Source organism: Mesorhizobium sp. Cs1299R1N1 (assembly GCF_037179655.1).
Lineage (GTDB): Bacteria > Pseudomonadota > Alphaproteobacteria > Rhizobiales > Rhizobiaceae > Mesorhizobium > Mesorhizobium salmacidum.
Map to the genome: position 1 here is coordinate 400,199 of NZ_JAPYKR010000005.1, position 25,219 is coordinate 425,417.

General features: G+C 64.0%; 25 protein-coding genes and 1 riboswitch. Of the genes, 11 read left to right on the plus strand and 14 right to left on the minus strand.

The window, feature by feature from the left end:
- Positions 1-78: 78 nt before the first annotated feature.
- Positions 79-711, plus strand: a complete 633-nt coding sequence (locus tag O7A70_RS14075; protein WP_337140846.1) for a LysE family translocator — start codon at positions 79-81, stop codon at positions 709-711.
- Positions 712-715: 4 nt separating this feature from the next.
- On the opposite strand, the gene O7A70_RS14080 is transcribed toward O7A70_RS14075, so the two are convergent.
- Entirely contained in the window at positions 716-1,540 is an 825-nt protein-coding gene (locus O7A70_RS14080) for a DUF2189 domain-containing protein (protein WP_337140847.1), read from the minus strand.
- Positions 1,541-1,769: 229 nt separating this feature from the next.
- Here O7A70_RS14080 and O7A70_RS14085 point away from each other — a divergent pair, with 229 nt between their 5' ends.
- Positions 1,770-2,993, plus strand: a complete 1,224-nt coding sequence (locus O7A70_RS14085; RefSeq protein WP_337140848.1) for a TadE/TadG family type IV pilus assembly protein — start codon at positions 1,770-1,772, stop codon at positions 2,991-2,993.
- Positions 2,994-3,070: 77 nt separating this feature from the next.
- Entirely contained in the window at positions 3,071-3,586 is a 516-nt protein-coding gene (locus tag O7A70_RS14090) for a CAP domain-containing protein (protein ID WP_337140849.1), read from the plus strand.
- A gap of 10 nt (positions 3,587-3,596) precedes the next feature.
- On the opposite strand, the gene O7A70_RS14095 is transcribed toward O7A70_RS14090, so the two are convergent.
- The 9 genes from O7A70_RS14095 to O7A70_RS14135 all read right to left on the minus strand — a co-directional run bounded on the left by O7A70_RS14095 (position 3,597) and on the right by O7A70_RS14135 (position 12,968).
- Positions 3,597-4,574 carry an isopenicillin N synthase family dioxygenase gene (locus tag O7A70_RS14095; RefSeq protein ID WP_337140850.1) on the minus strand — a complete coding sequence of 326 codons (978 nt, stop codon included), beginning with the start codon at positions 4,572-4,574 and terminating at the stop codon, positions 3,597-3,599.
- Between the two features lie 112 nt (positions 4,575-4,686).
- Positions 4,687-6,222: a DHA2 family efflux MFS transporter permease subunit gene (locus O7A70_RS14100; protein ID WP_027143226.1), complete on the minus strand. Its 1,536-nt coding sequence runs from the start codon at positions 6,220-6,222 to the stop codon at positions 4,687-4,689.
- Positions 6,223-6,528: 306 nt separating this feature from the next.
- Positions 6,529-7,707 (minus strand): HlyD family secretion protein, encoded by a 1,179-nt coding sequence (locus O7A70_RS14105; RefSeq protein ID WP_027143227.1) that lies wholly within the window; start codon positions 7,705-7,707, stop codon positions 6,529-6,531.
- Positions 7,704-8,183, minus strand: coding sequence for a MarR family winged helix-turn-helix transcriptional regulator (locus O7A70_RS14110; protein WP_140507352.1), 480 nt, complete (start codon positions 8,181-8,183; stop codon positions 7,704-7,706). Before O7A70_RS14110 ends, O7A70_RS14105 begins: the two co-directional genes overlap by 4 nt.
- A 157-nt stretch (positions 8,184-8,340) precedes the next feature.
- Positions 8,341-9,390 (minus strand): FecCD family ABC transporter permease, encoded by a 1,050-nt coding sequence (locus O7A70_RS14115; protein WP_337140853.1) that lies wholly within the window; start codon positions 9,388-9,390, stop codon positions 8,341-8,343.
- The gene (locus O7A70_RS14120) at positions 9,390-10,337 is read right to left on the minus strand and encodes an ABC transporter substrate-binding protein (protein ID WP_337140854.1); all 948 of its coding nucleotides are present in this window, start codon (positions 10,335-10,337) and stop codon (positions 9,390-9,392) included. The genes O7A70_RS14115 and O7A70_RS14120 overlap by 1 nt, the downstream gene beginning before the upstream one ends.
- A 46-nt stretch (positions 10,338-10,383) precedes the next feature.
- Entirely contained in the window at positions 10,384-11,172 is a 789-nt protein-coding gene (locus O7A70_RS14125; RefSeq protein WP_337140855.1) for an ABC transporter ATP-binding protein, read from the minus strand.
- Entirely contained in the window at positions 11,169-11,546 is a 378-nt protein-coding gene (locus O7A70_RS14130) for a DUF1636 family protein (RefSeq protein ID WP_337140856.1), read from the minus strand. The genes O7A70_RS14125 and O7A70_RS14130 overlap by 4 nt, the downstream gene beginning before the upstream one ends.
- A gap of 126 nt (positions 11,547-11,672) precedes the next feature.
- A riboswitch (cobalamin riboswitch) is annotated at positions 11,673-11,880 on the minus strand.
- A gap of 62 nt (positions 11,881-11,942) precedes the next feature.
- Positions 11,943-12,968 carry a LacI family DNA-binding transcriptional regulator gene (locus O7A70_RS14135; RefSeq protein WP_140507354.1) on the minus strand — a complete coding sequence of 342 codons (1,026 nt, stop codon included), beginning with the start codon at positions 12,966-12,968 and terminating at the stop codon, positions 11,943-11,945.
- A gap of 193 nt (positions 12,969-13,161) precedes the next feature.
- Here O7A70_RS14135 and O7A70_RS14140 point away from each other — a divergent pair, with 193 nt between their 5' ends.
- The 6 genes from O7A70_RS14140 to O7A70_RS14165 all read left to right on the plus strand — a co-directional run bounded on the left by O7A70_RS14140 (position 13,162) and on the right by O7A70_RS14165 (position 19,130).
- Positions 13,162-14,193, plus strand: a complete 1,032-nt coding sequence (locus tag O7A70_RS14140) for a Gfo/Idh/MocA family protein (protein ID WP_337140857.1) — start codon at positions 13,162-13,164, stop codon at positions 14,191-14,193.
- Entirely contained in the window at positions 14,190-15,098 is a 909-nt protein-coding gene (locus tag O7A70_RS14145) for a sugar phosphate isomerase/epimerase family protein (protein ID WP_337140858.1), read from the plus strand. The genes O7A70_RS14140 and O7A70_RS14145 overlap by 4 nt, the downstream gene beginning before the upstream one ends.
- A gap of 97 nt (positions 15,099-15,195) precedes the next feature.
- On the plus strand, positions 15,196-16,209 hold the full coding sequence (locus O7A70_RS14150; protein WP_337140859.1) for a substrate-binding domain-containing protein: 1,014 nt from the start codon (positions 15,196-15,198) through the stop codon (positions 16,207-16,209).
- A gap of 86 nt (positions 16,210-16,295) precedes the next feature.
- Positions 16,296-17,093 carry an ATP-binding cassette domain-containing protein gene (locus O7A70_RS14155; protein WP_337140860.1) on the plus strand — a complete coding sequence of 266 codons (798 nt, stop codon included), beginning with the start codon at positions 16,296-16,298 and terminating at the stop codon, positions 17,091-17,093.
- A complete protein-coding gene (locus O7A70_RS14160) occupies positions 17,090-18,142 on the plus strand; it encodes an ABC transporter permease (RefSeq protein ID WP_337140861.1) in 1,053 nt (350 codons plus the stop codon). Before O7A70_RS14155 ends, O7A70_RS14160 begins: the two co-directional genes overlap by 4 nt.
- A 154-nt stretch (positions 18,143-18,296) precedes the next feature.
- A complete protein-coding gene (locus O7A70_RS14165) occupies positions 18,297-19,130 on the plus strand; it encodes an AraC family transcriptional regulator (RefSeq protein ID WP_337140862.1) in 834 nt (277 codons plus the stop codon).
- Between the two features lie 7 nt (positions 19,131-19,137).
- Here O7A70_RS14165 and O7A70_RS14170 read toward each other — a convergent pair whose 3' ends face one another.
- The 4 genes from O7A70_RS14170 to O7A70_RS14185 all read right to left on the minus strand — a co-directional run bounded on the left by O7A70_RS14170 (position 19,138) and on the right by O7A70_RS14185 (position 23,798).
- Positions 19,138-20,088, minus strand: coding sequence for a bifunctional helix-turn-helix transcriptional regulator/GNAT family N-acetyltransferase (locus tag O7A70_RS14170; RefSeq protein WP_337140863.1), 951 nt, complete (start codon positions 20,086-20,088; stop codon positions 19,138-19,140).
- Between the two features lie 73 nt (positions 20,089-20,161).
- Entirely contained in the window at positions 20,162-21,307 is a 1,146-nt protein-coding gene (locus O7A70_RS14175; protein ID WP_337140864.1) for an alanine racemase, read from the minus strand.
- A 2-nt stretch (positions 21,308-21,309) separates the two neighbouring features.
- Positions 21,310-22,605 carry a D-arabinono-1,4-lactone oxidase gene (locus O7A70_RS14180; RefSeq protein WP_337140888.1) on the minus strand — a complete coding sequence of 432 codons (1,296 nt, stop codon included), beginning with the start codon at positions 22,603-22,605 and terminating at the stop codon, positions 21,310-21,312.
- 5 nt (positions 22,606-22,610) lie between these two features.
- On the minus strand, positions 22,611-23,798 hold the full coding sequence (locus O7A70_RS14185) for an MFS transporter (protein ID WP_337140865.1): 1,188 nt from the start codon (positions 23,796-23,798) through the stop codon (positions 22,611-22,613).
- 115 nt (positions 23,799-23,913) lie between these two features.
- Here O7A70_RS14185 and O7A70_RS14190 point away from each other — a divergent pair, with 115 nt between their 5' ends.
- Positions 23,914-24,540 (plus strand): TetR family transcriptional regulator, encoded by a 627-nt coding sequence (locus tag O7A70_RS14190; RefSeq protein ID WP_337140866.1) that lies wholly within the window; start codon positions 23,914-23,916, stop codon positions 24,538-24,540.
- Positions 24,541-24,918: 378 nt separating this feature from the next.
- Entirely contained in the window at positions 24,919-25,215 is a 297-nt protein-coding gene (gene groES / locus O7A70_RS14195) for a co-chaperone GroES (RefSeq protein ID WP_006203049.1), read from the plus strand.
- The last annotated feature ends 4 nt before the right edge of the window (positions 25,216-25,219 follow it).

Consider the following 25,219-nt stretch of genomic DNA (forward strand, 5'->3'; position numbering starts at 1 on the left):
GCAGCGACCTGGCGGGATAGGCACAGATTGGCCGCTCGCGAGATCGCGAATCCATCGCGGCATGCTGGGGAACGAACAATGCCCGATACCGCCAACCACCTCGCCTTCGCGCTGGTCTGCCTCGGCATGGTGCTGACGCCAGGCCCGAACATGATCTACCTGATCTCCCGCTCGCTGTCGCAAGGGCCGAAGGCCGGACTGATCTCGCTTGGCGGGGTTGCGGTCGGCTTCCTGTTCTACGTGCTGTCGGCCGCGTTCGGCATCACGGCGCTGCTGCTCGCCGTGCCATTCGCCTATGACGTGTTGCGCTTTGCCGGCGTGCTCTATCTCCTGTGGTTGGCCTGGCAGGCGGTGAAACCGGGCGGACGCTCGCCCTTCCAGGTGCGCGACCTGCCGAAGGACCGGCCGCGCAAGCTGTTCGCCATGGGATTGATGACCAATCTGCTCAATCCCAAGGTGGCCGTTCTCTATCTGTCGCTGCTGCCGCAGTTCATCAGCCCCGGCAAGGGCCATGTCCTGTCACAGCTCCTGGTGCTGGGCGCGACGCAGATCTCGATCAGCCTCAGCGTCAATGCCATCATCGCGCTGACGGCCGGCTCGATCGCCACCTTCCTCGCCGGACGCCCGCTGTGGCTGGTGATCCAGCGCTGGATGATGGGAACCGTGCTGACGGCACTCGCGCTGAAGATGGCGACCGACGCGCAGCGCTGAGTGCTCACATCGGACGGCGCGGAGGTCGGATATGGGCCGGTTCGACCACCTTTCGGTAGAGGTGCCAGGTCGCGTGGCCGAGGATCGGCATGACGACGGCCAGTCCGGCAAACAGCGGGATAGAGCCGATCACCAGCAGCACCGCGACGATCAGACCCCAGAGCGCCATCTGCAGCGGATTTGCCATGACCGCGCGCGCCGAGGTCTCTATTGCCGAAACGGCGCCGACATCACGATCAAGCAAAAGCGGGAAGGCAACGACCGTGGTCGCCAGCACAACCACCGCGAAGACCAAGCCGGCCGCGTTGCCGAGAAGGATCAGCGTCCAGCCCTTGCTGGTCGTCAGCACATCGCGCAGGAAGGCCCCGACCGAAGCCGGCGGCTCGCCGCCAAAAAGGCTGGTGTAGATCGACTGCGCCGTGAACAGCCACAACAGGAGCAGCGCGACCAGCATGATGCCGATGACCGCTATCGAGGGTAGCGCCGATGAGCGGCGGACATCGAGTGCGTGCCGCCAGTTGGTGTTCATGCCGAGCTCGCGCCGGCGGCTGATCTCATAGAGTCCGAGTGCGGCGAACGGGCCGACCAGGGCAAAGCCCGACATCAAGGGGTAGACGAGCTGGATGGCGTTGGAGCCGGACGTCCACTGCGTCAGGACCAGGCCGACGATCGGATAGATCAGGCACAGGAACACGTAATGCGAGGGCTTGGCCCAGAAGTCCTCGGCGCCAAGCCTGAGCGCGTCCCAGAGGTCTGTCGTGGAAATGCGGCGGACCGCAGGTTGCACATGCAATCCGCGCGCGTCCGCCATGACATGAAAGCCGGCCATAACCTACCTCCGTTTTTCTCGGGGGCGGTCACCGCCTAGGGTGGCCGCCCGTAGCTGCCACTTCAACAACGCTGGCATCATATCCGATCTTCCTGGAATTGTCGCCGCGTCCTTCGTTTGGAGAACCGCTGACTTCATTTTAGAATCTATGCATTTTAGTAATTGCTTAAATTACTCGTAGAGACCCCTGGGCGTATCACCTGAGCTTTACAAACCTTGGCGAGGGGCGATGTTCACATTGAAGGGCTTCTGGTCTTCGGAGCGGGGAAATTTTGCCATGGCGACTGCCATAGCGATGCTGCCGATAATGGCTGTCGTCGCCGGCACCCTCGATCTGACGGGCACGAGCGACGACGCGGCGCAATTGCAGAACTCGCTGGACGCGGCTGGGCTTGCCGTCGGCACAAAGTACCTGCCCAGCATGAGCGCGAGCGATGTCCAAGGGCTTGGGCTGACATTCTTTGCGGCCAATATGAACGTCGCCGACCAGCAGGAATATTCAGACAGCATCACCGCCTTTTCGGCCACCGCCAGCGGCGACCCGAGCGCCTATTACATCTCGCTTTCGTCAGGCATAAACCGTCCGAGCTTCATCAATGGCGCCGCCCCCTGGCCGGCTCACCGGTCGGCGACGGTCAAGATGCACCCGGGCGCGCAGGCCTGCGTGCTGGCGCTCGATCCGCATGCGTCGTCCGCGGTAAACCTGCAAGGCTCGACCGATGTCGCCATGAGCAACTGCGTGATCGCGGCAAACTCGGACGCGTCCGATGCCGTCAGCAGAGGCGGTTCCGCGCAGGTTTCGGCGGGCTGCGTCTCGACCGTCGGCGGCACTTCCGGGCTTTCACCGCCCAGTGCCAATCTCACCTGCGGCGCGCCGCTCGAACATCAATATGCGTCCTTCGATCCCCTGGCCGATATCGTGCCTCCCCCTTATACGTTCTGCATGCCGGTCCCGAACGGCAAAACCTACACGCTGTCGCCCGGCACCTATTGCGACAAGACATTGTCGGGAAACATCACGCTCAGCCCAGGCGTCTACATCTTGCGCGGTGTCACCCTGAAGCCGGGCGGGAACGGCAGCCTGAGCGGCCAGGGCGTGACCATATTCCTCGTCGAGGGAGCACAGATCATCATAAATGCCAATGAAACGGTGAACCTTTCCCCGCCAACCAGCGGGCCTTACGCCGGCATCACCATCTTCCAGAGCCGCGGGAACATTTCAGCATTGACCCTGAATGGCGGTGCAACTTCCGTGATCAGCGGATTCGTCTATGCGCCTGACGCGGCCGTTTCGTTCGCCGGCAACTCGGATATGAGCGGCCAGGGCGATTGCCTGAGGCTTGTTGGCTTGACCGTGCAGATGACAGGCAACTCATCCATCAAAACCGACTGCACGGCCGTATTCGGAAATCGCGAGATGTACGCCAGCCGCCGCATCACGCTTGTGAGATAGCCGCTAACCGCCGCTTCAATTCGAAATTTCACCGCCCTGCCCGGCAAAAGCCATGATCGCGACTATCTCAGGCAGGCATGACCACTTCAAGACTCAAAAGCGAGCGGACCGCGGACTTGAACAGGCGCACCTGGCTCAAGGCGGCCGGCCTCGCGGCCTTGCTCGGGCTTGCCGCCTGCAGCACCGTCTCGCTGCCGACCGGGCAAGGCGCCGGGGCTTCCTCCTCGGCAACCGGCACGCTGGCCAGCCTGCGCGCCACGGCTGGGCTCGGACCGCTGGTCGCCGATACACAGCTGGAGCAAGCGGCACTGCAGCAGGCCGGCTACATGGCGCAGCGTGAAAACATGAGCCACACGACCGGCTGGGGCAAGGATTTCGCCTCGCGCATGAAGGACAATGGCGTACACGGTGCGGCGGCCGAGAACATCGCGGCCGGCCGCTTCGACCAACAGAAGCTGTTCGATATCTGGATGCATTCGCAGGGACACCGGCGCAACATGCTCGATCCGGACTTCAGCCGCTTCGGGCTTGCCTATGTCCGTGACGGCCGCGACCCCAACCTGCGCTACTGGTCGCTGGTGCTCGGGAAATAAGGGCTCCAGCCTATTTCGTCGTCGCCTTGAATTTCGCCATCAGGTAGGGACCGGAGCGCACCGGGCCGTATTTCGGCGGCTCGCCGTCTGCAAGGCAGGCATCCAGCACCTTGATCTCGGCATCCCAGTTCGGCTGGTGGAAGAAGGCCATGGACTGGCGCCTGTCCCGGCCGCCCGCTGCTGGATTGACGACACGATGCACGGTGGACACCCAGCGGTCATTGGTCCAGCGCGCCATCAGGTCGCCGATGTTGATGACGAAGGCTCCCGCGATCGGCGGCACCTCCGTCCATTCTCCGTCCGGCGTGACGATCTGAAGGCCGCGCGACCCGGCCTGCGGCAGCAGAATGGTCAGGCTGCCATAGTCCGTGTGGGCGCCGGCTCGGATCTGGCCGGGCTTCGGCGCGACATGCTGTTCGGGATAGTTGAGCGCCCTCAGCGCGCTGATCGGCGCATCGAGATAAGTGTCGAAATAAGTCTCGGGCAAGCCGAGCGCGGTGGCGAAGACGCGCATGATCCGCAGCGCCAAATCCTCCAGTGCGGCGTAGTAGGCTTTCCAGGCATCGGTGAAACCGTCCGGTGCTTCAGGCCAGATCGTCTCGGCATAGCAGAAGGCGAGTGCCTCGGGATCAGACATGCCCGGTGGCACACTGAGCGGTCCGCCGTTGAAGCTCTCCTTGAGGTCCGGCGGCGTGTCGACGTTACGGGACTTGGCCAGCGCTTCGAGTTCGGGGCCGAAATAGCCGTAGGGATAGCCCTTATAAGGCGCCTTGGAGCGCTGCTTCTGTTCCGGCGGCAGGTCGAAGAAGGCGCGGGCCTTCGACCAGGCGGCGTCGATCACCGCCTGCGAAATGCCGTGGTTCTTGACCGCCAGGAAGCCCGTACCGCGGCAGATGCGATCGACCTCGGCGCCGCGCGCGGCCTTCTCCTCAGGGCTCGCTTTCTCGAATTGCCCGAGATCGAATACCGGAAATGTCGGGTTCTGCATCGTCTTTGCACTCGTCCGTCGACTTGCGAAACGATGCCGGTTTGCCCGGCAACCGGCTAGGACCAACCGATGCGGCAGTGTAGTCCATATCGAAGGCAGGCCTGCCGTCGGCCTAGTCCATATGGGCGGCAGGGGCGCCGCCGCCGGCCGGTGCCGTCTTCGGCTTGCGCAGCAGGAAGACGAACGGGATGGCGACCAGCGTCATCACCATCAGGATTTTGAAGTCGTTGACGTAGGAGATCATCATCGCCTGGAGATTGACCATGCGGTCGACCTGCGACAGCGCCGTCGGATCGCCGCCGGCGGCGGCCGGCGAGACCGCCCAGAGATTGGGATTGAACGGGTTGATGAAGGCTGAGAGCTCGGCATGATTGACCTGCGTGTTGCGCACCAGCAGCACCGTCACGACCGACACACCGATCGACGAGCCAAGGTTGCGCACCAAGCTGAACAACGAGGTTGCATCGGTGCGGTAACGGGCGTCGAGCGTGGCGAAGGCAACCGTCGACAGCGGCACGAACACCATTCCCATGCCCAGGCCCTGGATCACGCCGGAGCTGATGATCAGCCAGTTATCCATCTGCGGCGAGAAGCTGGCCATGGTGTAGAGCGAATGCGCGGTCAGGAGGAAACCGATGACGACGAGAATCCTGGCATCGATCTTGCCCATGATGCGCCCGACGACGAGCATGGAAATCATGGTGCCGACGCCGCGCGGCCCGATGACGATGCCGATGGTGACGGTCGGATAGCCGAAGATTGTCGACAGCATCGGCGGCAGCAGCGACATCGAGGCCAGGATCAGCACGCCCATGACGAAGATGAACGCCAGCCCCGTGACGAAATTGCGATCGAGGAAAATCTTCGGATCGATGAAGGGATGTTCCGACGTCACGGTGTGAATGATGAACACCCAGAAGCCGGTGATCGAAAGGCCAAGCTCGATCCAGATCTCGACCGAGGAAAACCAGTCGACCTCGCCACCGCGATCGAGCATCAGCTGCAGGGCGCCAACGCCGAGCGATATCATGGCAAAGCCGAAGAAATCGAAGCTGCGCACCCGCCGGGCAACGGCCGGCAGATAGGCGGCCATGCCAAGGAAGGCGAGGATGCCGACCGGCAGGTTGATGAAGAACACCCAGCGCCAGTTGAAATTCTCGGTCAGCCAGCCGCCAAGCGTGGGGCCGAGGATCGGTCCCAGCATGATGCCGGCGCCCCATATGGCCATCGCCTGGCCATGGCGTTCCTTGGGATTGATGTCGAGCAGGAAAGTCTGCGACAGCGGCACGATCGCGGCGCCAAACACACCTTGCATCAGCCGGAAAAGCACGATCGTTTCCAGGCTCCACGCCAGGCCGCACAACATCGAGAAGATGGTGAAGCCGACCACCGCCGTCAGGAACAGTTCCTTGCGGCCGAAACGGTCGGCGAGCCAGCCTGTGACAGGCGTCATGATGGCGGCGGCGACGATGTAGGAGGTCAGCACCCAGTTGATGTTGTCGGGCGAGGCGCCGAGGTCGCCGGTCATGGTCGGCAGCGCGACGTTGGCGATCGTGGTGTCGAGCGCCTGCATGATCGTCGCCAGCATGAGCGCGACGGTGATCAAGCCACGATGCGGCACTTCTTTGAATGGTTCGGACGTGCTCATGGCGTAGAACTTCCAGAAGGTAACTGAAACATGTACAACGGGTTTCCGGGCGGCAAAGCCTGCCGTTGAGAGACCTTCATCGCGGTGGGACGCGATTATCGATGTGGGGGTTACATCGACTGAAAGTCTCTGATGAGCGGATGCATGCCGCCCGGAAACCTGAGGACCGACGGGTCCGTGTCGAAGATTTCAGCTTCGGCTTGGCCGCGACGCGGCTCTGCCCAAACGCTGACTCTTCCCACCCCTCCCATCAGACCAATCCTGCAACTCGCTTCCACCCCCCGGTCCCCGCGGGCTTCCGCTGACTTACTGCGCGGGCTCGCCGGCCGTGGCGTGACCGAAGATCGACGGCCAGCCACGTGCCACGCCGGTGTCGACGGTGACGGAGGCGCTCATGCCGGTACGCAGCGCCATCTTGGCATCGGGATCGGTCAGTTCCAGGCGTACTGGAATACGCTGGGTGACCTTGACCCAGTTGCCCGTGGCGTTCTGGGCCGGCAGCAGCGAGAAGTCCGCGCCGGTGCCGGCCCCGATGGCCTTGACGGTCGCCTCGAAGGTCCTGCCCGGATAGGTATCGACCACGATCTCCGCCTTCTGACCCGGCTTCATGTTGGTCAGTTGGGTTTCCTTGAAATTGGCGTCGATCCAGCTGTCGCCGGTCTCGACCAGCGCAAACAACGGTGTGCCGGAGCCGACATACTGGCCGACCTTGAAGGACGCGGCTTGATAGACAAGACCATCGGCAGGCGCCTTCACCGTGGTCTGCGCCAGGTCATAGGCAGCCTTGTCGCGCGCGGCGAGTGCCGACATCACGGTCGGATGCTTGTCTGTCTCGATATCGGGATTACCGCCAAGCGCCGCCTTGGCGCTGACGATGCCCTGTTCGGCAACGGCGAGCTGCTGCTTGGCCTTGTCGAGATCATTCCTGGCTTCATCCAGCGAAGACTTGGCGTTGATCCCTTTCTGGGCAAGATCGGCGGCGCGGTCATATTGCGACTGCGCATAGGCAACTTCGCTGCTGGCGGATTTCTCCTGCGCCATTGCCTGGCCGTAGGCGGCGCGCAGCTGCTCGACATTGAGGCGCGCGGCAGCCACAGCGGCATCGGCCTGGGCAAGCGCGATGCGGTAGGGCTCTGGGTCGATGGCGAACAGGAGATCGCCCTGCTTCACCGTCTGATTGTCCGATATGGCGACCTGGACGATACGACCAGCCGTGTCGGAGGCGATCGACACCTTGGCCTGCTGCAGATTGGCGTTTTCCGTTTCCTGGTAGCGCCCGCCCGTCACCCAGACATAGCCGCCGCCGACGATCAATGCCGCCGGCAAGGCGAACATCAAGAAGAAACGACCAATGCGGCGCTTCTTCTTCGGCGCCGGCGCCGGCTGCACGAGAGGAGCGACCGCGACAGGGGCGGCAGCCGGCTGGGCCGGCGCTTCCATCTCCACCTTGGGAGCGTTTTCTTCTACTTTAGCTACCGCGTTCATGCTGTCGCACCTTCCGCACTCTTGATCTTTTCAAGCGACGAAGCTTCGCTGTCCGTCAGATTTTGTACGATTACATCCAGCGCCCGGATCAGGACGCGCCGGTCTTCCGGCGAAACGCCGCTGAGCGATTCCTCATAGACTTCGCCAGCAAGGCTCTTGACGTCCGCATAGGCCGCGTTCGCCTTCTCGGTTGGGAAGATCATGCGCACGCGCCGGTCCGCCGCGTCGGAGCGGCGTTCGATCCAGCCGCCCTCCTCCATCCGGTCGACAAGGCGTGAGACGCTGATCGGCTCGATTTCGAGCAGTTCGGCGAGCCGCGCCTGTGCAACGCCCGCCTCCTTGGCAACGCGGACCAGAAGCCGCCATTGCGCCGAAGAGAGGCCGAGCCCGCTGGCGCGCGCCTCAAAGCGCTTGCGCATCAGGCGCTGCACGTCGTGGATCAAAAATCCCAATCTGTCGATGCCATCTGAAACCATGAGCGGTATATATAATAAGCGTGCTTACCATTCAAGGTGCCGGATCGCGATGAAAGTGGCAAAATGCGCATGGCAGGCCTGCAACCCGATCCTGGTTAGCGACAGGTGAACGCGTGCCCGTGCGCAACAACGCCCGGAAGGCGACAAGGCGCCGTCTTCAAAGGCGGTTTCGGACAACCATGGTGACAACGAAGAATGCGCCGAGCGAGCTGGTGATGATGCCGATCGGCAGTTCCTGCGGCGGCAGCAGGGTCCGGGCCAGAAGATCGCTTGCCAGCAGGAGCACCGCCCCGAACAGCGCGCAGCTTGCGATCAGGCGCAGATGCAGGGAACCGGCCAGCGGCCGCGACAGATGCGGGATCATCAATCCGACAAAGCCGATGACACCGGCGACCGAGACGAGGATTGCCGTCGAGAAGGCGGCCACGAGAAATGTCGTCCTGCGCATGCGGGCCACCGGCACGCCGAGGCTTTCGGCAGCGCTTTCGCCGGCCAGGAAAGCGTCCAGCTTGCGGTGGTTCCACAGCCCGTAGGCCGCGATCGTGGCAGCGCCCACCGCACCCAGCCACACATTGTCCCAGCGCGCCAGCCCAAGCCCGCCCATGGTCCAGAACAGCACCGAATGGGCCGCGCGCTGGTCGCCGGCAAAAACCAGATAATTGGTCAAGGCCGTGAACATGAAGGAGACGGCAAGGCCGGCGAGAATCAGCCGCTCCGGACCTTGCCCCCTCACCCGCGCCACCAGCAAGAGCACGATGGAAGCGGCGAGTATGCCGCCGGTGAACGCAGCCACAGGCAAGGTCCAGATGCCGAAACTGTCGCCGAGGACCGTGATGACGGAAACCGCGCCGGCAGCGGCTCCCGACGACAGGCCGAACAGGAAGGGGTCGGCAAGGTCGTTGCGGGTCACCGTCTGCAAAAGCGCGCCGACGATGCCCAGCCCGCCGCCGACACAGATCGCCAGGATCGTGCGCGGCAGCCGCAGGTCGACGACGATCCTGCCGACCGGACCCGATATCTGAGGTTCATCCAGCCCGATGGAACGGCCAAGGGCGGCGACGACATCGGCTAGAGGTATCAGCGTCGAGCCGTAGGCGATCGACAGCAGCGCCAGCGCGACGAGCGCCACCGCGCCCACCGTCATGGCCAGCGTGAAGCCCTTGTGCCCTGAAAGCGCGCCGGATTTGTGCTCCCGGGCGAGAGCCATCAGAACGCTTCCGGATGCATCGCCCTGGCGATCTTGCCGATGGCGTCGATGTTCGCCGGTCCTGGCGTCAGCTCGGCGTAACGAAGCGCCACGAAGCGCTCGTTCCTGACCGCGTCCGTCTCTTTCATCGCCGGGTGCGCCTTCAGGAAATCGAGCAGTTTCCTGTAACCGCCGCCGTCCTGATAATCGAGCAGGATGAGGAACTGCGGATTGCGCGCCGCCACCGTCTCCCAGTCCGTGTTGCCCCAGCTCGTGTCCATGTCGGCCATGATGTTGTCGCCGCCGGCTGCCGATATCATGGCGCTGGGGATGGCGAACTTTCCCGCGGTAAACGGCTTGTCCTCGCCGGAATCGTAAAGGAACACGCGTGTTCCCTTGGCGCTGCCGACCTTGGCGATGATATCGGCGAGTTGCGCCTTCCAGCCGGAGACAAGCTTCTCCGCTTCTGCTTCCTTGCCGAAGATCTTGCCCAGCTTTTCGATGTCGCCATAGAGCAGGTCCATGGAGGCGGCCGGGCGGCTCCTGTCGAGATGGACGCAGCTTTCGGTCAGCACCAGCGTCTTGATGCCGTGCGGAGCAAGCGTGTCGGGGGTCACGTCGCCGCCAGGCTTCATGCCGTAGTACCAGCCGGCGAAGAAGAAGTCGGGCTCGACGGCGAGGAGATTCTCCAGCGTCGGATATTTCGGTGCCAGTTCGGGAATGGAACCCTGCTCTGCCTTGAATTCGGGACCGACTTTATACCATCCGGTGATACCGGTCAGGCCGACAATCGACGGCTGCAGCTTCAGCGCGAAGACCATCTCGGCCATGTTGAGATCATGAATGACGGCGCGCTTTGGCGGCGCGTCGAAGGTCAGCGGCTTGCCGCAGCTGTCGACGGTCACGGGGAAGGCAAAGGTCGTCGAGGCCAGCAGCGAGAAGACGAGGGACAGGGCGAGGCGTTTCACGGACTTTGCTCCTTGGTTGAACCGTGTCGGATAAGGATGGATTTGGTCAGGACGGCGGTGCGGCGCGGTTCGGAAGCTCGAACACCGTCAGTTCGCGGTCCTCGGTGGGATGGCGCAGGCGAAACACGTCGATGCCGAAAATCTCGCGCATCAGATGTTGCGTCAGCGCCTCGTGCGGCGGCGCCAGCGCATACAGCCGGGCCTCGTTCATCACCGCCACCTTGGTGGCGAAGGGTGCCACCAGCGTCAGATCGTGCAGCACCGCGATCACGGTCATGCCGAAGCCGGCCACCAGTTCGAGCAGTTCCGCGCGGGCGCGCGGATCGAGGTGGTTGGTCGGCTCGTCGAGGAACAGGATTTTGGGCTTCTGCGCGATGGCGCGTGCTAGCTGGGCGCGTTGGCGTTCGCCACCAGACAGCGAGCCGATGGCCCGGCCGAGCAGCGGCAACAGGCCGGTCCGGTGCAGCGCATCCACGACAATGTCGCGTTCCTCGCCGCGGCGCCTCAGGCCGGCATGCGGGACGCGGCCAAGCTCGACATAATCGATCACCGCCAGCCGTGGGTCCGGCTGGTCTGTCTGGCCCACGACGGCGATATACAGGGCTCGCTCGGCGGGTGAAATCCTGTCCAGGCGTCGCCCGCCAAGCTTCACCTCTCCCGAGCTTGGCCTGAGCATGCCGGACAACATGCGCAGCAGCGTGGTCTTGCCGGCGCCGTTGGGGCCAATGATGGCGAGGCGGTCACCTGACGTCACCGACAGGCTGACCGCATGGACCAGATGCCGGCCATTCGCCGTCGCGCCCAAGTCGTGCGCATCGAGAAGCGACGCTGTCATCGATTGCCATCCGCCAGCTTGCCGGGTCCCGGGATGCGAGCCAGCGTCTTGCCGGCCAGGCGCGGCGGCCGTTGTCCGGAATTGCACCAGCCGTCGGGAAGCGAGGCGTAAAGCCTGGCAAACCGCACGAGATCGGCAGCGTCGGCCTGCGCATCGATCGACCCGAAGAGATAGGCGGCCTTGCCGGGCGCCTGGAAAGCCACCACCAGGGGACGCGCGCAACCCGCCATGCAAGCCACGCCCTCGACCGTGAAACCAAGCGCCACGTCAGGCTGGGCCGAGAGGCGAGAGCGCAACTCGGTGCGCAAACCTTCGCCCGACCTGACGCCGGTCGGCACGTCGCGGCAAAGGGTGCACACGATGATCTGGTGCATGGGCCCGGGGTGAATACGATCGATTGCGCCGTCCAACTTCCCGTCACTTTCAAAACTGGCGACGGAAGGATGTTGGTCGACCGGCCGACATGACCGATGTCCACGTTTCCTCCCGGCACACCCCGTCCGGTCAACACAGTGATGGCAGGTCTCCTGGCTCACGGGTCTGTGCGCAATCCTGCCTTCCCAGCCTTGCCGGCCAGTGGCGTTCCGGATCTTGCTCGCCGCTTACAGTTGCGGGGGCAGCCGCGGCCTCGACCCAAAATCGGATCTCACCGCGTTCCCTTTTCACCCCTCGCCTTTCGGCTCGGGGACCATCACGAGTCGCAGCCTAGGCCGCGCGCGGCGGCGAGGCAAGGCAGTCGTTTGTTTTGTTATAACAGAACCAACAAATGGTCAATCGCTGTCGCGGGCGATCAGTTCCAGCGGCCAGACCTCCCTGATGGTCTCTGGCCCGGCGGCCCCCGCAAAAGCCGGTAGCGACGCCAGCAGCATTTCGGCGAGCCTCCGTCCCATCGGCTGCAGCGCCGGGCGGAAAGCAGTCAGCGCCGGCGAGAAATAGCGGCAGAGCGGCGTATCGACGATGACGGTCACCGCCATGTCGTGACCCGGTTTGATACCCATCTCGGCCAGCGCCTTGCAGCCCCCAAGCGCCATTGCATCATTGTTGAAGATGATGGCGGTCGGCGGGTCCTTGCGGCGCATCACCTGGGGTGTCACTTCGTAGCCACCGGCCTCGTTGATGAAGCCGTCGGCAATCAGGCCGGGATCGACGGCGATGCCATGCCGGCGCAAGGCCTTGCGGTAGCCGTCGAGGAACAGATAGCCGAAATTCAGATCGAGCGATGGGCGGATGGCGGCGATCCGGCGATGGCCGCGCGCCACCAGCCGATCGACCGCGTCGGCGCCTGCTTTTTCGAAATCGAGATCGAGCGAGGGGTAGGCCTTGTCGCCGGAGCGGCTGCGGCCGAGCGTGGCGAAGGGGAAGCCGGCCTGGGTCAGATAGTCGATGCGCTCGTCCTCGCGCCGCGTCCAGGCCAGCACCACCGCGTCGGCACGGCGCGTCTCCACGACACGCCGCAGGCGCTCCTGCTGATAGTCGCCCGGCGCGCCCATCACCACGATGAGATCCAGCCCGCTCTCGGCGAGCCGGCCCTGCAATCCAGTCAGGAACGGAATGAAGAAAGGCTCGCCATATTCCTGGTCACCCGGATGCGGCTGCAGCATGAAGGCGATCGAGTGGGTAGCGCCTTGCCTGAGACTGCGACCGGACTGGTTCGGCGAATAGTTGAGAGCCCTGGCCGCCTCGAGAACGCGCTGGCGCGTGTCGGCATTGACGTCGGCGCGGCCGTTGAGGGCGCGCGACACCGTGCCGATCGAAATGTTCAGGTGACGGGCAAGGTCGTGAATGCTGGACGCCAAGTGACTGTTCTCCCCTTGCTTGGCTAGCACCGGTGACCGCCCGGGCCAAGGCGCAACGACGATTTTCATGGGCGGCCGATTGACATTCTACGCCTTCGGGTGTGTTCTCGTAAACGTTTACGGAAAAACGTTTACGGTCACGCCGTGAACGCCGGGACGATCGGCCTGGAGGGGCCGAGAGGAGGAGCGCTGGATGATCGACGCCGTTCTGGTCGGCTGCGGAGCGATGAGCAAGGCCTGGCTCGATGCCGCGCGGCAAATCGACGGGCTCGCCATTGTCGGCCTTGTCGATCTCGATGCCGACAGGGCGAAGGCCAGGGCTCGCGAGTACGACCTTGGTGGTGCCGTCACCGGCACCAGTCTCGATGCCGTGCTCGACCAGACCCGACCGCAAGCGGTCTTCGATGTGGTGGTTCCCGCCGCCCGGCGCGACGTCGCGTTTTCCGCCTTTGCCCATCATTGCCATCTGCTGACGGAAAAGCCGCTCGCCGATAGCCCGGAGAATGCCCGCGCCATCGTCCAGGCCGCCCGCCAGGCCGGGCGCATCCATGCCGTCGTCCAGAACCGCCGCTATGTCACCAATGTCAGACGCATCCGGAGATTTCTGGACTCCGGCGCCATCGGCAAGCCGACCAGCATCCACGCCGACTTTTTCGTCGCGCCACATTTCGGCGGTTTTCGCGAGGAGATGGCCCATGTGCTGCTGCTCGACATGGCGATCCACACATTCGACGCCGCCCGTTACATGGTCAATGGCGAGCCGGCCGGCGTCCATTGCCAGGAATGGGAACCGGCCAATTCCTGGTACCGACAGGGCTCGTCGGCCAGCGCGGTCTTCGATCTCGGCGACGGCAAGGTCTTCACCTATGCGGGCAGCTGGTGCGCGGCAGGCTTCCGCACCAGTTGGGAGGGCAGCTGGCGCATCGTCGCCGAGCGCGGCAGCCTGATCTGGGACGGCCATGACGGGTTGAAGGCGGAAGCGGTGGTGCCGGGCCGCGACGGCATGTTCGACAAAATTCAGCCAATCGAGGTGCCGGCGCTCGATCCCGCCGACCGCGTCGACGGCCATCTCGGTATCATCAGGGATTTCATGCGCGCCATCGAGACCGGCACCGAGCCGGAAACGCGCGGCGCCGACAACATCAAGAGCCTGGCCATGGTCTTTGGCGCCATCGAGAGCGCCGAAACCAGACGCCGCGTGATGATCGCAAAGGAAGCACAATGATGCCAAACCCGCTCCTCGACATCAGGATCGGCACCATGGTGCGGGCCAACCTCGACGACCCGGCCGCCTATATCAAGGCAATCCTGCCGCTCGGCTTCGAGAGCATCCAGCCCTTCTTCTGGCAGACACTGGGTGGCAAGGACCTGCCCCGGCTGGCGGGCCAGATCCGCGAGGCGATCGGCGATGCCGATGTCACGGTGTCGTCGCTCGGCGTGTTCGGCAATCCGCTGGAGGGCGGCGATGTCGACCGTGGCGTGCTCCAGGCCTGGGAGACGGTCATCGACAATGCGCATTTGTTCGGCGCCTCGATGGTCTGCGGCTTTACCGGCCGGCTCCGTGGCAAGCCACTGATAGACAGCCTGCCGCGCTTTCGCGAGGTGTGGGGGCCGCTGGCCAGGCGCGCCGCCGACAAGGGCGTTCGCATCGCCTTCGAGAACTGTGCGATGGACGGCAACTGGGCTGCTGGTGACTGGAACATCGCCCACAATCCGGACGCCTGGGAGCTGATGTTCAACGAGTTGCCTGACGACAATCTCGGCCTCGAATGGGAGCCTTGCCACCAGCTCGTCTATCTGATCGATCCGATGCCGCAGATCCGCAAATGGGCGCCGCGCATCTTCCACGTCCATGGCAAGGACGCGACGGTGCGCTGGGACGTCATTCGCGAGCACGGCGTGTTCGGCCGGCTGCCGTTCGTACAGATGCGCACGCCAGGCTTCGGCGACAGCGACTGGACGCGGGTGATCAGCGAATTGCGGCTGGCCGGATACAAGGGCGCGATCGACATCGAAGGCTGGCACGACCCGGTCTATCGCGGCGACCTCGAGATCACGGGGCAGGCACGCGCGCTGGAGTATCTCAAGCTATGCCGGGGAGGTGCGAGCTACCTGCCAAATCCGGAGTGAGGACCGGCCGGCGGGAGGAGCCGGCCGTAAGTGGTACTGCCAAAGCAATCGTTCAAAGGCCCCTCGGCTGACGAGGGAAACAATGGGAGGAACGTGCATGAGCATCGCGATCAGAACGACACTTCTGCGGACGACCGTGGTGGCGGCCGCCACGGCGCTTGCCGCCGCAATCTCCACCTTGCCGGCGCAGGCGCTCGACGGCCAATGGTGCAAGGACGTCCACATCCGCTTCTTCGTCGGCGGCGCCGAGGGCGACGCCTTCGGTACCATCGTCTACAATGGCGCCAAGCAGGCCGCGGCCGATCTCGGGCCCAAGGTCGACTACATCTTTTCCCAGTGGGACGCGGAGAAGATGGTGCAGCAATTGCGCGAAGCGGTCGCGGTCAAGCCCCAGGGCATCGCCATGATGGGCCATCCGGGCGACGCCGCGATCATGCCGCTCGCCGAAGAGGCGCATAAGGACGGCATCAAGATGATGTACCAGAACGTCCCGGTGGCGAAGGTAACGGCGGCGTTCGGTGGCGGCTATGTCGGCGCGCAGCAGGAACAGCAGGGCCGCGCGCTCGGCGCCGAAGCGTTCAAGCTCGGCAAGCTCAAAGCCGGCGACAAGGCAATCATGATCGGCCCGTTCGAGAACGAGAACCGCGGCGCGCGCGAGCGCGCCACGGTGGCGGCGCTGAAGGAAGCGGGCGTCGAGGTCATCCAGCTGTCCTCGCCGCCGAGCGGCGAATGGGCTTCCGACCCCAACCTCGCCATTCCGGTGATCACGGCGGCGCTCCTCAATCACCCGGATATCAAGGCGGTCGGCTATCCCGGCGGCCAGATGCTCGGCAATGTCCCCACCTACATGCAGGCGGCGGGGCGCAAGCCCGGCGATATCTTCAACTTCGGTTTCGACACCAGCCCGCAGATCGTCGAGGGCTTCAAGGCCGGCTGGGTGCAGCTGACGGCCGACCAGCAGCCATTCCTGCAGGGCTATCTGCCGATCCTCAGCCTGTGCCAGCAAGTGGTGCTGGGCCTGGCGCCGATGAACGTCGACACCGGCGCCGGTTTCGTCACGCCCGAAAATTACGAGATCGTCGCAGAACTCGCCAAGCAGGCGCTGCGCTGACCTCCCAAGCCGTCGGCCGGGATCAGGCCCCGGCCGGCGGGACCGCTGGCGAGAAGGCCGGTGCAAGACAATCAAGCGAGGATCCGATGGCAGAACGTCTCATAGAACTGCGCGATATCGCCAAGTCCTACGGCCACGTCTATGCACTTGGCGGGGTCAATCTCAGCGTCGACCGCGGCGAGGTGGTCGGCCTCATCGGCGACAACGGCGCCGGCAAGTCGACGCTGATCAAGATCCTATCCGGCGTGGTCAAGCCGACGAGCGGGGAGATTCTCATCCGCGGCAAGCCGGTGACCGGATGGAATGCGGCACGTTCGCGAGAGGCCGGCATCGAGACGGTGTTCCAGGACCGGGCGCTGGCCGTGCAGCAGACGATCGTGCGCAACATCTTCATGGGCCGTGAACTCACCGGTTTTCTCGGCTGGCTGAAGGTCAGCAAGGAAATCGAGGAGGCGAGTCGGCTGATGCGCGAGATCGGCTTCACCTCGAAAGTATTCACGCCGCACTCGATCGTCGGCCAGCTGTCGGGCGGCGAACGCCAGGGCGTGGCGATCGCGCGCGCCATCTACAAGCAGGCGGAATTGATCGTCCTCGACGAGCCGACGACGGCGCTGTCGCTGACCGAGACCGCCAAGGTCTTCCACTTCGTGCGCCAGGTGCGGGCGAGCGGCCGCTCGATCCTGTTCATCGGCCACAACATCCACCACGTTTTCGACATCGCCGACCGTTTCGTGGTGCTCGACCGCGGCAAGATGGCGCTGACGGCCGACCGCAGCGAAATCAAGTCGGCCGAAGACCTCATCAACTTCATGGAAGACGTCGCGCATCCGGGCGGGTTGGCCGGACTGCACGACACCGGCGACGCGGAGCAGAGAGCACGATGAGCAAGACCATGGAGCCCGATCTGCACGAGCCGTCGGCCGGCATTTCCCGCCAAGGCAGTTCCCAAAACGAGTGGAAGCACCCGTCCGATCATTGGCTGCGCGGCTTCGTCCTCGACAATCGGGCGTCGCTTGGCACGCTCGCCGTGTTCATCGTCATGATGGCGGTGTTCATGATCGCCAACCCGACGGTCTTCACAACCTGGTATCTCTACAGCGCCGTGCTCACCACGCTTCCCGTGGCGCTGTTCGTGGTCGTGCCGCTGGTCTTCGTCGTCACCTGCGGCGAAATCGACCTGTCGTTTCCCGCGACGATGGGTTTTGCCTCCTGGGTCTTCGCGCTGGTGGTGCAGGCCGGCTACGATCCGTTCCTCGGCATTGCGGCAGCGCTGGTCACCGGCACGCTGCTCGGCTTCCTCGTCGGGTCGCTGGTGGTGTATGGCGGGCTGTCGTCGCTGATCGCCACGCTTGGCATGAATTTCCTGCTGCGCGGACTGATCCAGATCATCAATGAGGGCAGATCGACTTCGCTGACCAGCCTTGCCGACAGCTGGGCCTACAGGATCTTCTCCAGCCAGTTCCTGGGCATTCCGGTGCAGATCTTCTGGGCCATCGCCTTCGTCGTGCTGTCGGCGATGCTCTACAACCGCCACCGCTTCGGCGCGCAGGTGAAGGTGGTCGGTGACAATCCCGACAGTGCCCAGCAGATGGGCATCGACGTCAAGCGCGTGCGGGTGAAAGTGTTCGTCTTCGTCGGCATCGGGGCCGCGATCGCCGGCACGTTCTCCGTAATGATCAACTTCACCTGGTGGCCAACCGCCGGCGACGGTTATCTCTTGCCGGTGCTGGCCTCGGTGTTCGTCGGCGGCACGCCGACCTGGGGCGGTATCGGCACCGTCGTCGGCGGCGCGATCGGCGCCGTCACGGTGTCGTTCATCCAGACCGGCGTCGTGGCGGCTGGCCTGAGCGGCTTCTACGTCCAGTTCTTCAACGGGCTGATCATCATCCTTTCGCTGCTTGGCCACAAATGGAACCAGGCGCGCTACCGTTGAACCAGTCGGCCCTTTAACGGCAATTTTCGGCCCATCCGAGCCACCAATAGACGACAGGCCGCGCGGCCTGTCGTCTATTTGCGCCATGCGCAATTTCGATCAAACTGGCGGGGCAACGAGGCGCCAGAGTGAGGACGCCACATGCGAGGAACCCATGAACCCGACCGAGAAAGCGCTATGGTTTGTCGAAAGCCATTTGCCGGAAGCTGTTACGCTCGACGACGTCGCCCAAAGCAGCGGCGTGTCGCGCTTTCATGTGACGCGCGCCTTCGGCGCCGCCACTGGCCACTCTGTGATGGGTTACATGCGCTCGCGCCGGCTGACCGAGGCGGCGCGCAGGCTCGCCGGCGGGGCGCCCGACATCCTGTGCGTCGCGCTCGACGCCGGCTACAACTCGCATGAGGCTTTCACCCGTGCCTTCCGCGACCAGTTCGGCACCACGCCGGAACTGGTGCGCGCGCAAGGTTCGACCAAGACCCTTGATCTCGTGGAGCCTATCCTGATGGACCACACCCTGCTCGCCAGCCTCGAACCACCGCTCTTCGAGACCAGCCGCCCCTTCCTCATCGCCGGCTTCGGCGAGCGCTACAGCTGCGAATCGAGCGCCGGCATTCCGATGCAGTGGCAGCGTTTCAGCCCTTACATCGGCAACATACCCGGCGAAGTCGCCGGCGTTTTCTATGGTGTCTGCCTCAATGGCGACGATGCCGGCAATTTCGACTATGTCGTCGGCGTCGAAGTGCGCGACTTCGCGGATCTGCCGAAGGAATTCTACCGGGTGCGGGTTCCGGCGCGGAAATACGCCGTTTTCACGCATCGCGAGCACATCTCGACCATCCGGCGTACGATCAACACGATCTGGAACAGCTGGCTGCCGGCCTCCGGCCACGAAATCGCCGACGCGCCGGAATTCGAGCGCTATGGGCCCGAATTCGATGCACGCACAGGTAATGGCGGGCTGGAGATCTGGGTGCCGGTCAAGGCATGACGCGCCGCTACAGTTCCAGATCCCAGTTCTGTCCAACCAGATCCTTGCCGAAGGAATGGTGGGGCTCTTCTTCGATCAGCTTGAAACCGGCCGCCTGGTAGATGTGCCGGGCCGCGGTCAAAATGTCGTTGGTCCATAGGGTCAGCGTCTTGTATCCCCTGGCGCGGGCAAAGCCGATGCACTCGTCGACCAGGCGCTTGCCGATGCCGAGGCCGCGCGCCGAAGGTTCGACATAGAGCAGCCGCAGCTTGGCCACCTGGTCCGACTTGCGCACGACGAAGACCGAGCCGACGACCTCGCCTTCCCGCTCGGCAATCCAGCCTCGCTCCCATTTCGGATCGAAGGATTTTACGAAATTTGCGAGGATTTCGGCGACCAGCGCCTCATAGGTTTCGTCCCAGCCATAGTCCTGCGCGTAGAGCATCCCTTGCCGGCGGATGATCCAGCCGATGTCGCCGACCTGCAACGGCCGCAGCAGATAAGGGATTTTCGGCTCGCCACTGTCATCCAGCAGACGCTGCACCGTGCGCATGGAATTGACCAGCCGGTACTGCTCCGACGCGGGCAGCCGATCGAGCAGCGCCGCAACCTGGTCGTGCGAATCCTTGTTCAGCGGTGCGAACCCGTTTCTGCCCGCAGGCGTCAGCGCGATCGACGATTGCCGCGCGTCCGAAACCAGGGTGACCCTGGAGATGAGATGAAGGCGCTCGAACTTCTTCAGCAAACGGCTGACATAGCCGGCGTCGAGGCCGAGGTCGCGCCCGAGGTCGGTCGCGGTCAGGCCGTCACGATGCGCCAACTCGTAGAGCACGCGCGCCTCGGTCAGCGAGAAGGCGCTCTTCAGCAGCCCTTCGTCGAGCAGTCCGATCTGACGGGTATAGAAGCGGTTGAAGGCCCGCACCGCATCAATCAGGTTTTTGCCGGGTGCAGCTTTGTCGGGTTGATGGTGGATTGTCATCGAGTCATCTCCTGCTGGCACAGGATCAATTATTTACTTGACTAAGTCAACTATCAGGAGGTGACCCGGACACTTACATCATCGGCAGCACCGGCCAGCGGCCGACGATCCTGCCACTGGAAAGCACCGCGATCGGCCCGAGCTGCTGCATAACGGCCTCGCTCTGCGTCGGTCGCAGGAAAGCGTAGTCGCCAGGCCTAACGACGGCCCCGGCGGGCAGGCCCATGAATTGCTGGTTGGAGGATAGGCCAAGCAGGCCGTTCATCGTCAGGCCTTCGGGAAACACCGGTTCGGCCATCCATTTGCCGCCATAGAGATAGCAGCCCTTGCGCGGAAACCGGCCGAGCGCCTGGAGCAGACGCGAGACCGCAGGCGGGCCGGGCAGCATCGGCTCGACCACTTTCAGGATCGGCGTCGCGATGAAGGCCGCCGGCCGGAAGCCATCGAGGCCTGGCGTGTCGAAATCGCCGGGCAGCACGAAGGCCGACCCGATCGACACTTCATTGGCAGCGCCGCCATGATGAAGCAGCGCGGTCTTGCTGCCACCGATGTTCAAGATGTGGCGCTCGTCCATGCCGAGGCGCGCGACGAAAGCGGCGGCCCGTTGCGAGGCTTGCGCCAACGCCTTGGCCGGCCCGCCAAACAGGGCGGGTATGTGCGGCGCATGCGCCTCATAAGCCATGACGCCTTCGCAGCGCAGCCCTTTGTGGGCCGGCAGCGCCTTCAGCGCCCGCGACAGAGCCTCCGGTTCGGCAAAGCCGCCGCGATGCAGTCCGACATCGATTTCGAAAGCAATGCGCAGCTCGACGCCGAACTCGGCTGCGAGCGCGCCATATTCCGCCAGCCTCTCCTGTGTATCGATCAGCCAGCAGACGCGCGACCAGGCCGCATCGCCTCTGGAAAGCGCCGCCCTTGCCGCGCCAACCGGCATCGGCTTGCCGTACAGCAGATCCGCATCCGGAAACGCGCTCAGCACCGCCTCGCTGATCGGCGGATGGAAGGTCATGAAGCGTTGGGTTCCAAGCGCCTTGCCGACATGGGAGAGCAGCGGCAGGCAAGCGAGCGACTTGTCGACCAGCCGTACGGCAAGGCTGGCATCAAGCCTCTCCTTCACCAGGGCGATGTTGCCATCCAGCCGGTCGAGGTCGAGCAGCAGGCAGGGTTGGAAGATGCCCGCCTGCTTCAGCGCATCCGAAAGCGTGGCGAAATAAGCCGTCATCGCTAGATGCCAAAAGGACTGGGTTCGACGCCGAACAGGTCGGCCATGTAGGGCGAGACGAAACGGTTCTGCGGATCGATGTCGCGGCGCACCGCCATCGCATCGTCCCAGCGCGGATAGAGCTTTTTCAGGTCGGCGGCTTTCAGGCTGTGCATCTTGCCCCAGTGCGGCCTGCCGCCATATCCGCGGAAGATCGGCTCGGCCGCACGCATGAACGGCAGCGGATCGTTCGCCGCGTCATGGTGGATGGCAATGGAACAGGTGAGCCTTTTGTGAAAGGGCGAGAGCCAGAATTCGTCTGAGGCCACCGACCGCACCTCCATCGGGAAATAGACTTCCGGAAAATGCTTCTCGGTCAGTTCGATGATCTCGGCCAGCGCCTTCGGCCCCTCCTCGAAGGGAAGGTGATATTCCATTTCGTTGAACCTGGTCTGCCGGTCGCTGGCATAGACGTTGAGCCAGTCCTGCACATAATCCTCGGCCGGCACCTTGGCGACGGCGCCGAGGATCAGCCGGCGGCGCAGCGCCGGCAGCCAGGCAAGCCCGGTGCGCAAGCGACGCAGCGTGCGCAACGAGCCCTCATCATCGTCGGTCGGGCGCACCGTCGTGGCTTCGGCGCTGAAGTCGCTGGCGATGAACTGGGCGTAGCCGGAGAAGGGAATGTAATAGAATTCAGCCGAACGATGCGCGGCCATCATCGTCTCGAAATCGCGCAGCATGTCGACGATCGGCAGCACCCATTTGCGGCGGCGCAGCCGGTAGCTCGCGATGTTGTTCAGCGTCACTTCGCTGAGCACACCGAAGGCACCAAGGGCGACGCCGATGGCATGGATCGTCTCCTGATCCCCTTCCCGCCTGAATTCGCGGACCTTGCCAAGCCCGTCGACGATCTGCACCGTTTCCAGCTGCGTGTGATAGGCACCGAGCGTCGGCCCCGAGCCATGGGTAGCCGTGCCAAGCGCGCCGCCTATCGCCTGGCGGTCGATGTCGCCCATGTTGGGCAGGCCCTGGCCGATGCCTTGCAGGATGTGCATGAGCGAATCAAGCCGCGTCCCTGCCCGCACGCGCGCCTGATGTTTTTTCGCATCATGCGAGACCAGCCCTTCCAGCTTCTCCAGCGACAGGATGGTGCCTTGCGACTTCACCAGCGGGGTGAAGGAGTGACCGGCGCCGACGACGCGGACCGGACCGGGTGCGGTGCGAATGAGATCGCAGAGTTCGCCGGCGTCGGCCGGGCTGGCAAGCAGCCGCGGCTCGGCGGTGACAAAGCCCGACCAGTTGGTCCAGCTGTTCGACATGGTGCTCACGCAACAACCCGGCGACGCCGCGCCACGAGGACAAACAGACCGAGCAGCGCCACGCTGGCGACAGCGCTTGCGGCGGCGAATTCCGGAACCGGGCGAAAATCCTTGCCGTCGATGAGCAGCGACGCCGCGACCGGCCCGATCGCCAGGCCGAAAAGCTGGGCGGCCGGCACCAGCAGCACGGCGGTGCGTGTCTCGTCGGCGGTGATCGCCAGCCGGATCTGGTAGGGCACGATGAAGAGCAGGATAAAACCCATGACCAGGGCGGCGACCCAGAATGTCGTGAGGCCAGGTCCGCTGGCAAGCACGAGCGAGGCGACGAGCGCGACGATGCCGATCGCCACGATGGCAACGCGATAGTCGATGCGCGCCTCGAACACGGTCGCCGTCATCGCGCCCAGAACCTGCGCCGCGAGGCTGGCCGAGACGATCAGGCCGACGGTGCGGCCATCGATGCCGAATTGGGCGCCGAGCGGCTCCAGAAAGGCCCAGACGGCACCGAAGAACATGAAGTAGCAGAAGACCGACAGGAGCGCGGTGACCGAAGGAACCGTCAGCACATTGGCGAGGTTCTCTTGCTTCGGCAGGTCGGCATAGTCGGCGGGGACAATAAAGGCGACGACGAGCGACAGGACGCAGACGATCGCGAGAACGAGGAAGCCACCCGCCGATCCGGCGGCGGGGATGACATAGAGCGCCAGCAGCAGGGCAAGAGCGCATTGCGCCAGCGTCTGCATGGTGACGAAATAGCCGCCGATGCGTTCGGCGCGCCGCGAACGGGCGATCAGTTCGGTGGCGACCGCGACAAGGCCGCCTTCGGCAAGACCGGCCAGCGCGCGCGCCGCCATCAGCGTGTTGGCCCCGGCGGCATAGGCCGTCCAGACATTCGCCACCGCCAGCAGCAGCAGGAGGAGCGCGCTTTTCCAGCGCATATTGCGGGCGGAAAGCAGCATCGCGACGATCGCCGAGCCGATCGCGATGGCGATCATCTCGGCGGTGGCGACCAGTGCCAGTTCGTCGCCGCTGACATGGCCCTCGGTGTAGAGGGCGCCGAGCAGGACGGGCTGCAGGCCGAGGATGAGCAGGCCGACCGACCCGATCCACAAGGCCGAGGCAAGCTGCCCGCCGGTCGGATTGCCAACCAGCCAGTCGCCATCGCCCTGAAGACCGGGGCTTGTCGAAGTCAAAGGCGCCTCCCAACGTCCTTGCCGCTCGGCAGAAAAGCTGACACTCTGTCAGCATTCATACTTGATCATATTTTTTGTCAACCGGAATTTGGGAACCCGTGCGAAAGATCGGTGCATGACGGAAGCAAGTCGAACGGCCACCGAGCCCAGGCGCAGGCCCAAGCAGGAGCGCAGCCGCGAGCGCATCGACGCCATCCTGTCGACGACCATGCGGCTGATCGGCGAGAAGGGCATCGACGCCGTCACCATGAAGGAGGTCGGCATGCTGGCGGGCGGGCCGATCGCCACCGTCTATCACTACTTCCCCAACAAGTCGGCGATCCTGGCTATGCTCTATGAGCGGTTTTCCGAGGTCAGCCGGGCGCGCCTGGCGGTGATTGTCGCCGATGTCCGCGAAGCGCCTGATGTCCTCGCCGCAGCCGACCGGCTGCTTGACGACTATCTCAGCCGTGTCGCCGGCGATCCGGCCATCCAGGATCTGCAGAACGCCATCCAGGCCGACAAGGCGCTCAAGAATCTCGACATCGCCGAAACCCGGCATCAGGCCAAGATGTTCTGCGACCATGTCATCGCCTTGCTCGAGCCGGAAAAGCACGAGCAATTCGAACGCATGGTTCTCCTGATCTTCCAGCTCGCCGGCGGCGTTGTGCGGCTGGCGCTTGCGCAGGGCGAAGCGGAAAGCCGGCGCACGATCGAGGATTATCGGTCGATCATCCACACCCAGTTGCGGTTGTTTCTCTGACGCACTTGCGCTTTCTGGCGGTGTCTCCACTTTCCACGAACTCGCGTCGCCATGACAGCGACAGGCCGCGCCCCCGACCATGCAATTCCAGTAAAGACGATCGCGGAAACGTGCCCGCTTCTGGTACTGCGGTCGCCGAGGCGCTGAACGACCTAATGAAATCCTTCGCTTTTGCGGCCGGTACCCGCCGCATTCTTCGCGACGATGCCGCAAGAGCAAAATTTCGCGCGATTGCCGGTTCCCGCGTGCCTTGACTCTCGCAGGTCGGCGGCCTATTTCAGCGCCACGTTAGCACTCGCCATTGGTGAGTGCTAACCACGTGTCCGGCATCGCCGGACGGAGGAACTGTTCTCACCGTTCTCATTCGAGGAAGAAAAAATGGCAAAGTCGAAGTTCCGCCCGCTTCATGACCGCGTGGTCGTTCGCCGGGTCGAATCCGAATCCAAGACCGCCGGCGGGATCATCATCCCGGATACGGCAAAGGAAAAGCCGCAGGAAGGCGAGATCATCGCAGTCGGTTCCGGCGCTCGTGACGAAGCTGGCAAGCTGGTCCCGCTGGACGTCAAGGCCGGCGACCGCATCCTGTTCGGCAAGTGGTCGGGCACCGAAGTCAAGCTCAATGGCGAAGACCTTCTGATCATGAAGGAATCCGACATCATGGGCATCATCGGCTGATCAT

Coding starts and splice junctions, on each gene's coding strand:
- O7A70_RS14170 (WP_337140863.1), bottom strand. CDS start 20,088: ATGACAATCCACCATCAACCCGACAAAGCTGCACCCGGCAAAAACCTG.
- O7A70_RS14125 (WP_337140855.1), bottom strand. CDS start 11,172: ATGACAGCGTCGCTTCTCGATGCGCACGACTTGGGCGCGACGGCGAAT.
- O7A70_RS14130 (WP_337140856.1), bottom strand. CDS start 11,546: ATGCACCAGATCATCGTGTGCACCCTTTGCCGCGACGTGCCGACCGGC.
- O7A70_RS14155 (WP_337140860.1), top strand. CDS start 16,296: ATGGCAGAACGTCTCATAGAACTGCGCGATATCGCCAAGTCCTACGGC.
- O7A70_RS14190 (WP_337140866.1), top strand. CDS start 23,914: ATGACGGAAGCAAGTCGAACGGCCACCGAGCCCAGGCGCAGGCCCAAG.
- O7A70_RS14180 (WP_337140888.1), bottom strand. CDS start 22,605: ATGTCGAACAGCTGGACCAACTGGTCGGGCTTTGTCACCGCCGAGCCG.
- O7A70_RS14175 (WP_337140864.1), bottom strand. CDS start 21,307: ATGACGGCTTATTTCGCCACGCTTTCGGATGCGCTGAAGCAGGCGGGC.
- O7A70_RS14145 (WP_337140858.1), top strand. CDS start 14,190: ATGATGCCAAACCCGCTCCTCGACATCAGGATCGGCACCATGGTGCGG.
- O7A70_RS14115 (WP_337140853.1), bottom strand. CDS start 9,390: ATGGCTCTCGCCCGGGAGCACAAATCCGGCGCGCTTTCAGGGCACAAG.
- O7A70_RS14095 (WP_337140850.1), bottom strand. CDS start 4,574: ATGCAGAACCCGACATTTCCGGTATTCGATCTCGGGCAATTCGAGAAA.
- O7A70_RS14105 (WP_027143227.1), bottom strand. CDS start 7,707: ATGAACGCGGTAGCTAAAGTAGAAGAAAACGCTCCCAAGGTGGAGATG.
- O7A70_RS14080 (WP_337140847.1), bottom strand. CDS start 1,540: ATGGCCGGCTTTCATGTCATGGCGGACGCGCGCGGATTGCATGTGCAA.
- O7A70_RS14085 (WP_337140848.1), top strand. CDS start 1,770: ATGTTCACATTGAAGGGCTTCTGGTCTTCGGAGCGGGGAAATTTTGCC.
- O7A70_RS14100 (WP_027143226.1), bottom strand. CDS start 6,222: ATGAGCACGTCCGAACCATTCAAAGAAGTGCCGCATCGTGGCTTGATC.
- O7A70_RS14090 (WP_337140849.1), top strand. CDS start 3,071: ATGACCACTTCAAGACTCAAAAGCGAGCGGACCGCGGACTTGAACAGG.
- O7A70_RS14165 (WP_337140862.1), top strand. CDS start 18,297: ATGAACCCGACCGAGAAAGCGCTATGGTTTGTCGAAAGCCATTTGCCG.
- O7A70_RS14160 (WP_337140861.1), top strand. CDS start 17,090: ATGAGCAAGACCATGGAGCCCGATCTGCACGAGCCGTCGGCCGGCATT.
- groES (WP_006203049.1), top strand. CDS start 24,919: ATGGCAAAGTCGAAGTTCCGCCCGCTTCATGACCGCGTGGTCGTTCGC.
- O7A70_RS14110 (WP_140507352.1), bottom strand. CDS start 8,183: ATGGTTTCAGATGGCATCGACAGATTGGGATTTTTGATCCACGACGTG.
- O7A70_RS14075 (WP_337140846.1), top strand. CDS start 79: ATGCCCGATACCGCCAACCACCTCGCCTTCGCGCTGGTCTGCCTCGGC.
- O7A70_RS14140 (WP_337140857.1), top strand. CDS start 13,162: ATGATCGACGCCGTTCTGGTCGGCTGCGGAGCGATGAGCAAGGCCTGG.
- O7A70_RS14150 (WP_337140859.1), top strand. CDS start 15,196: ATGAGCATCGCGATCAGAACGACACTTCTGCGGACGACCGTGGTGGCG.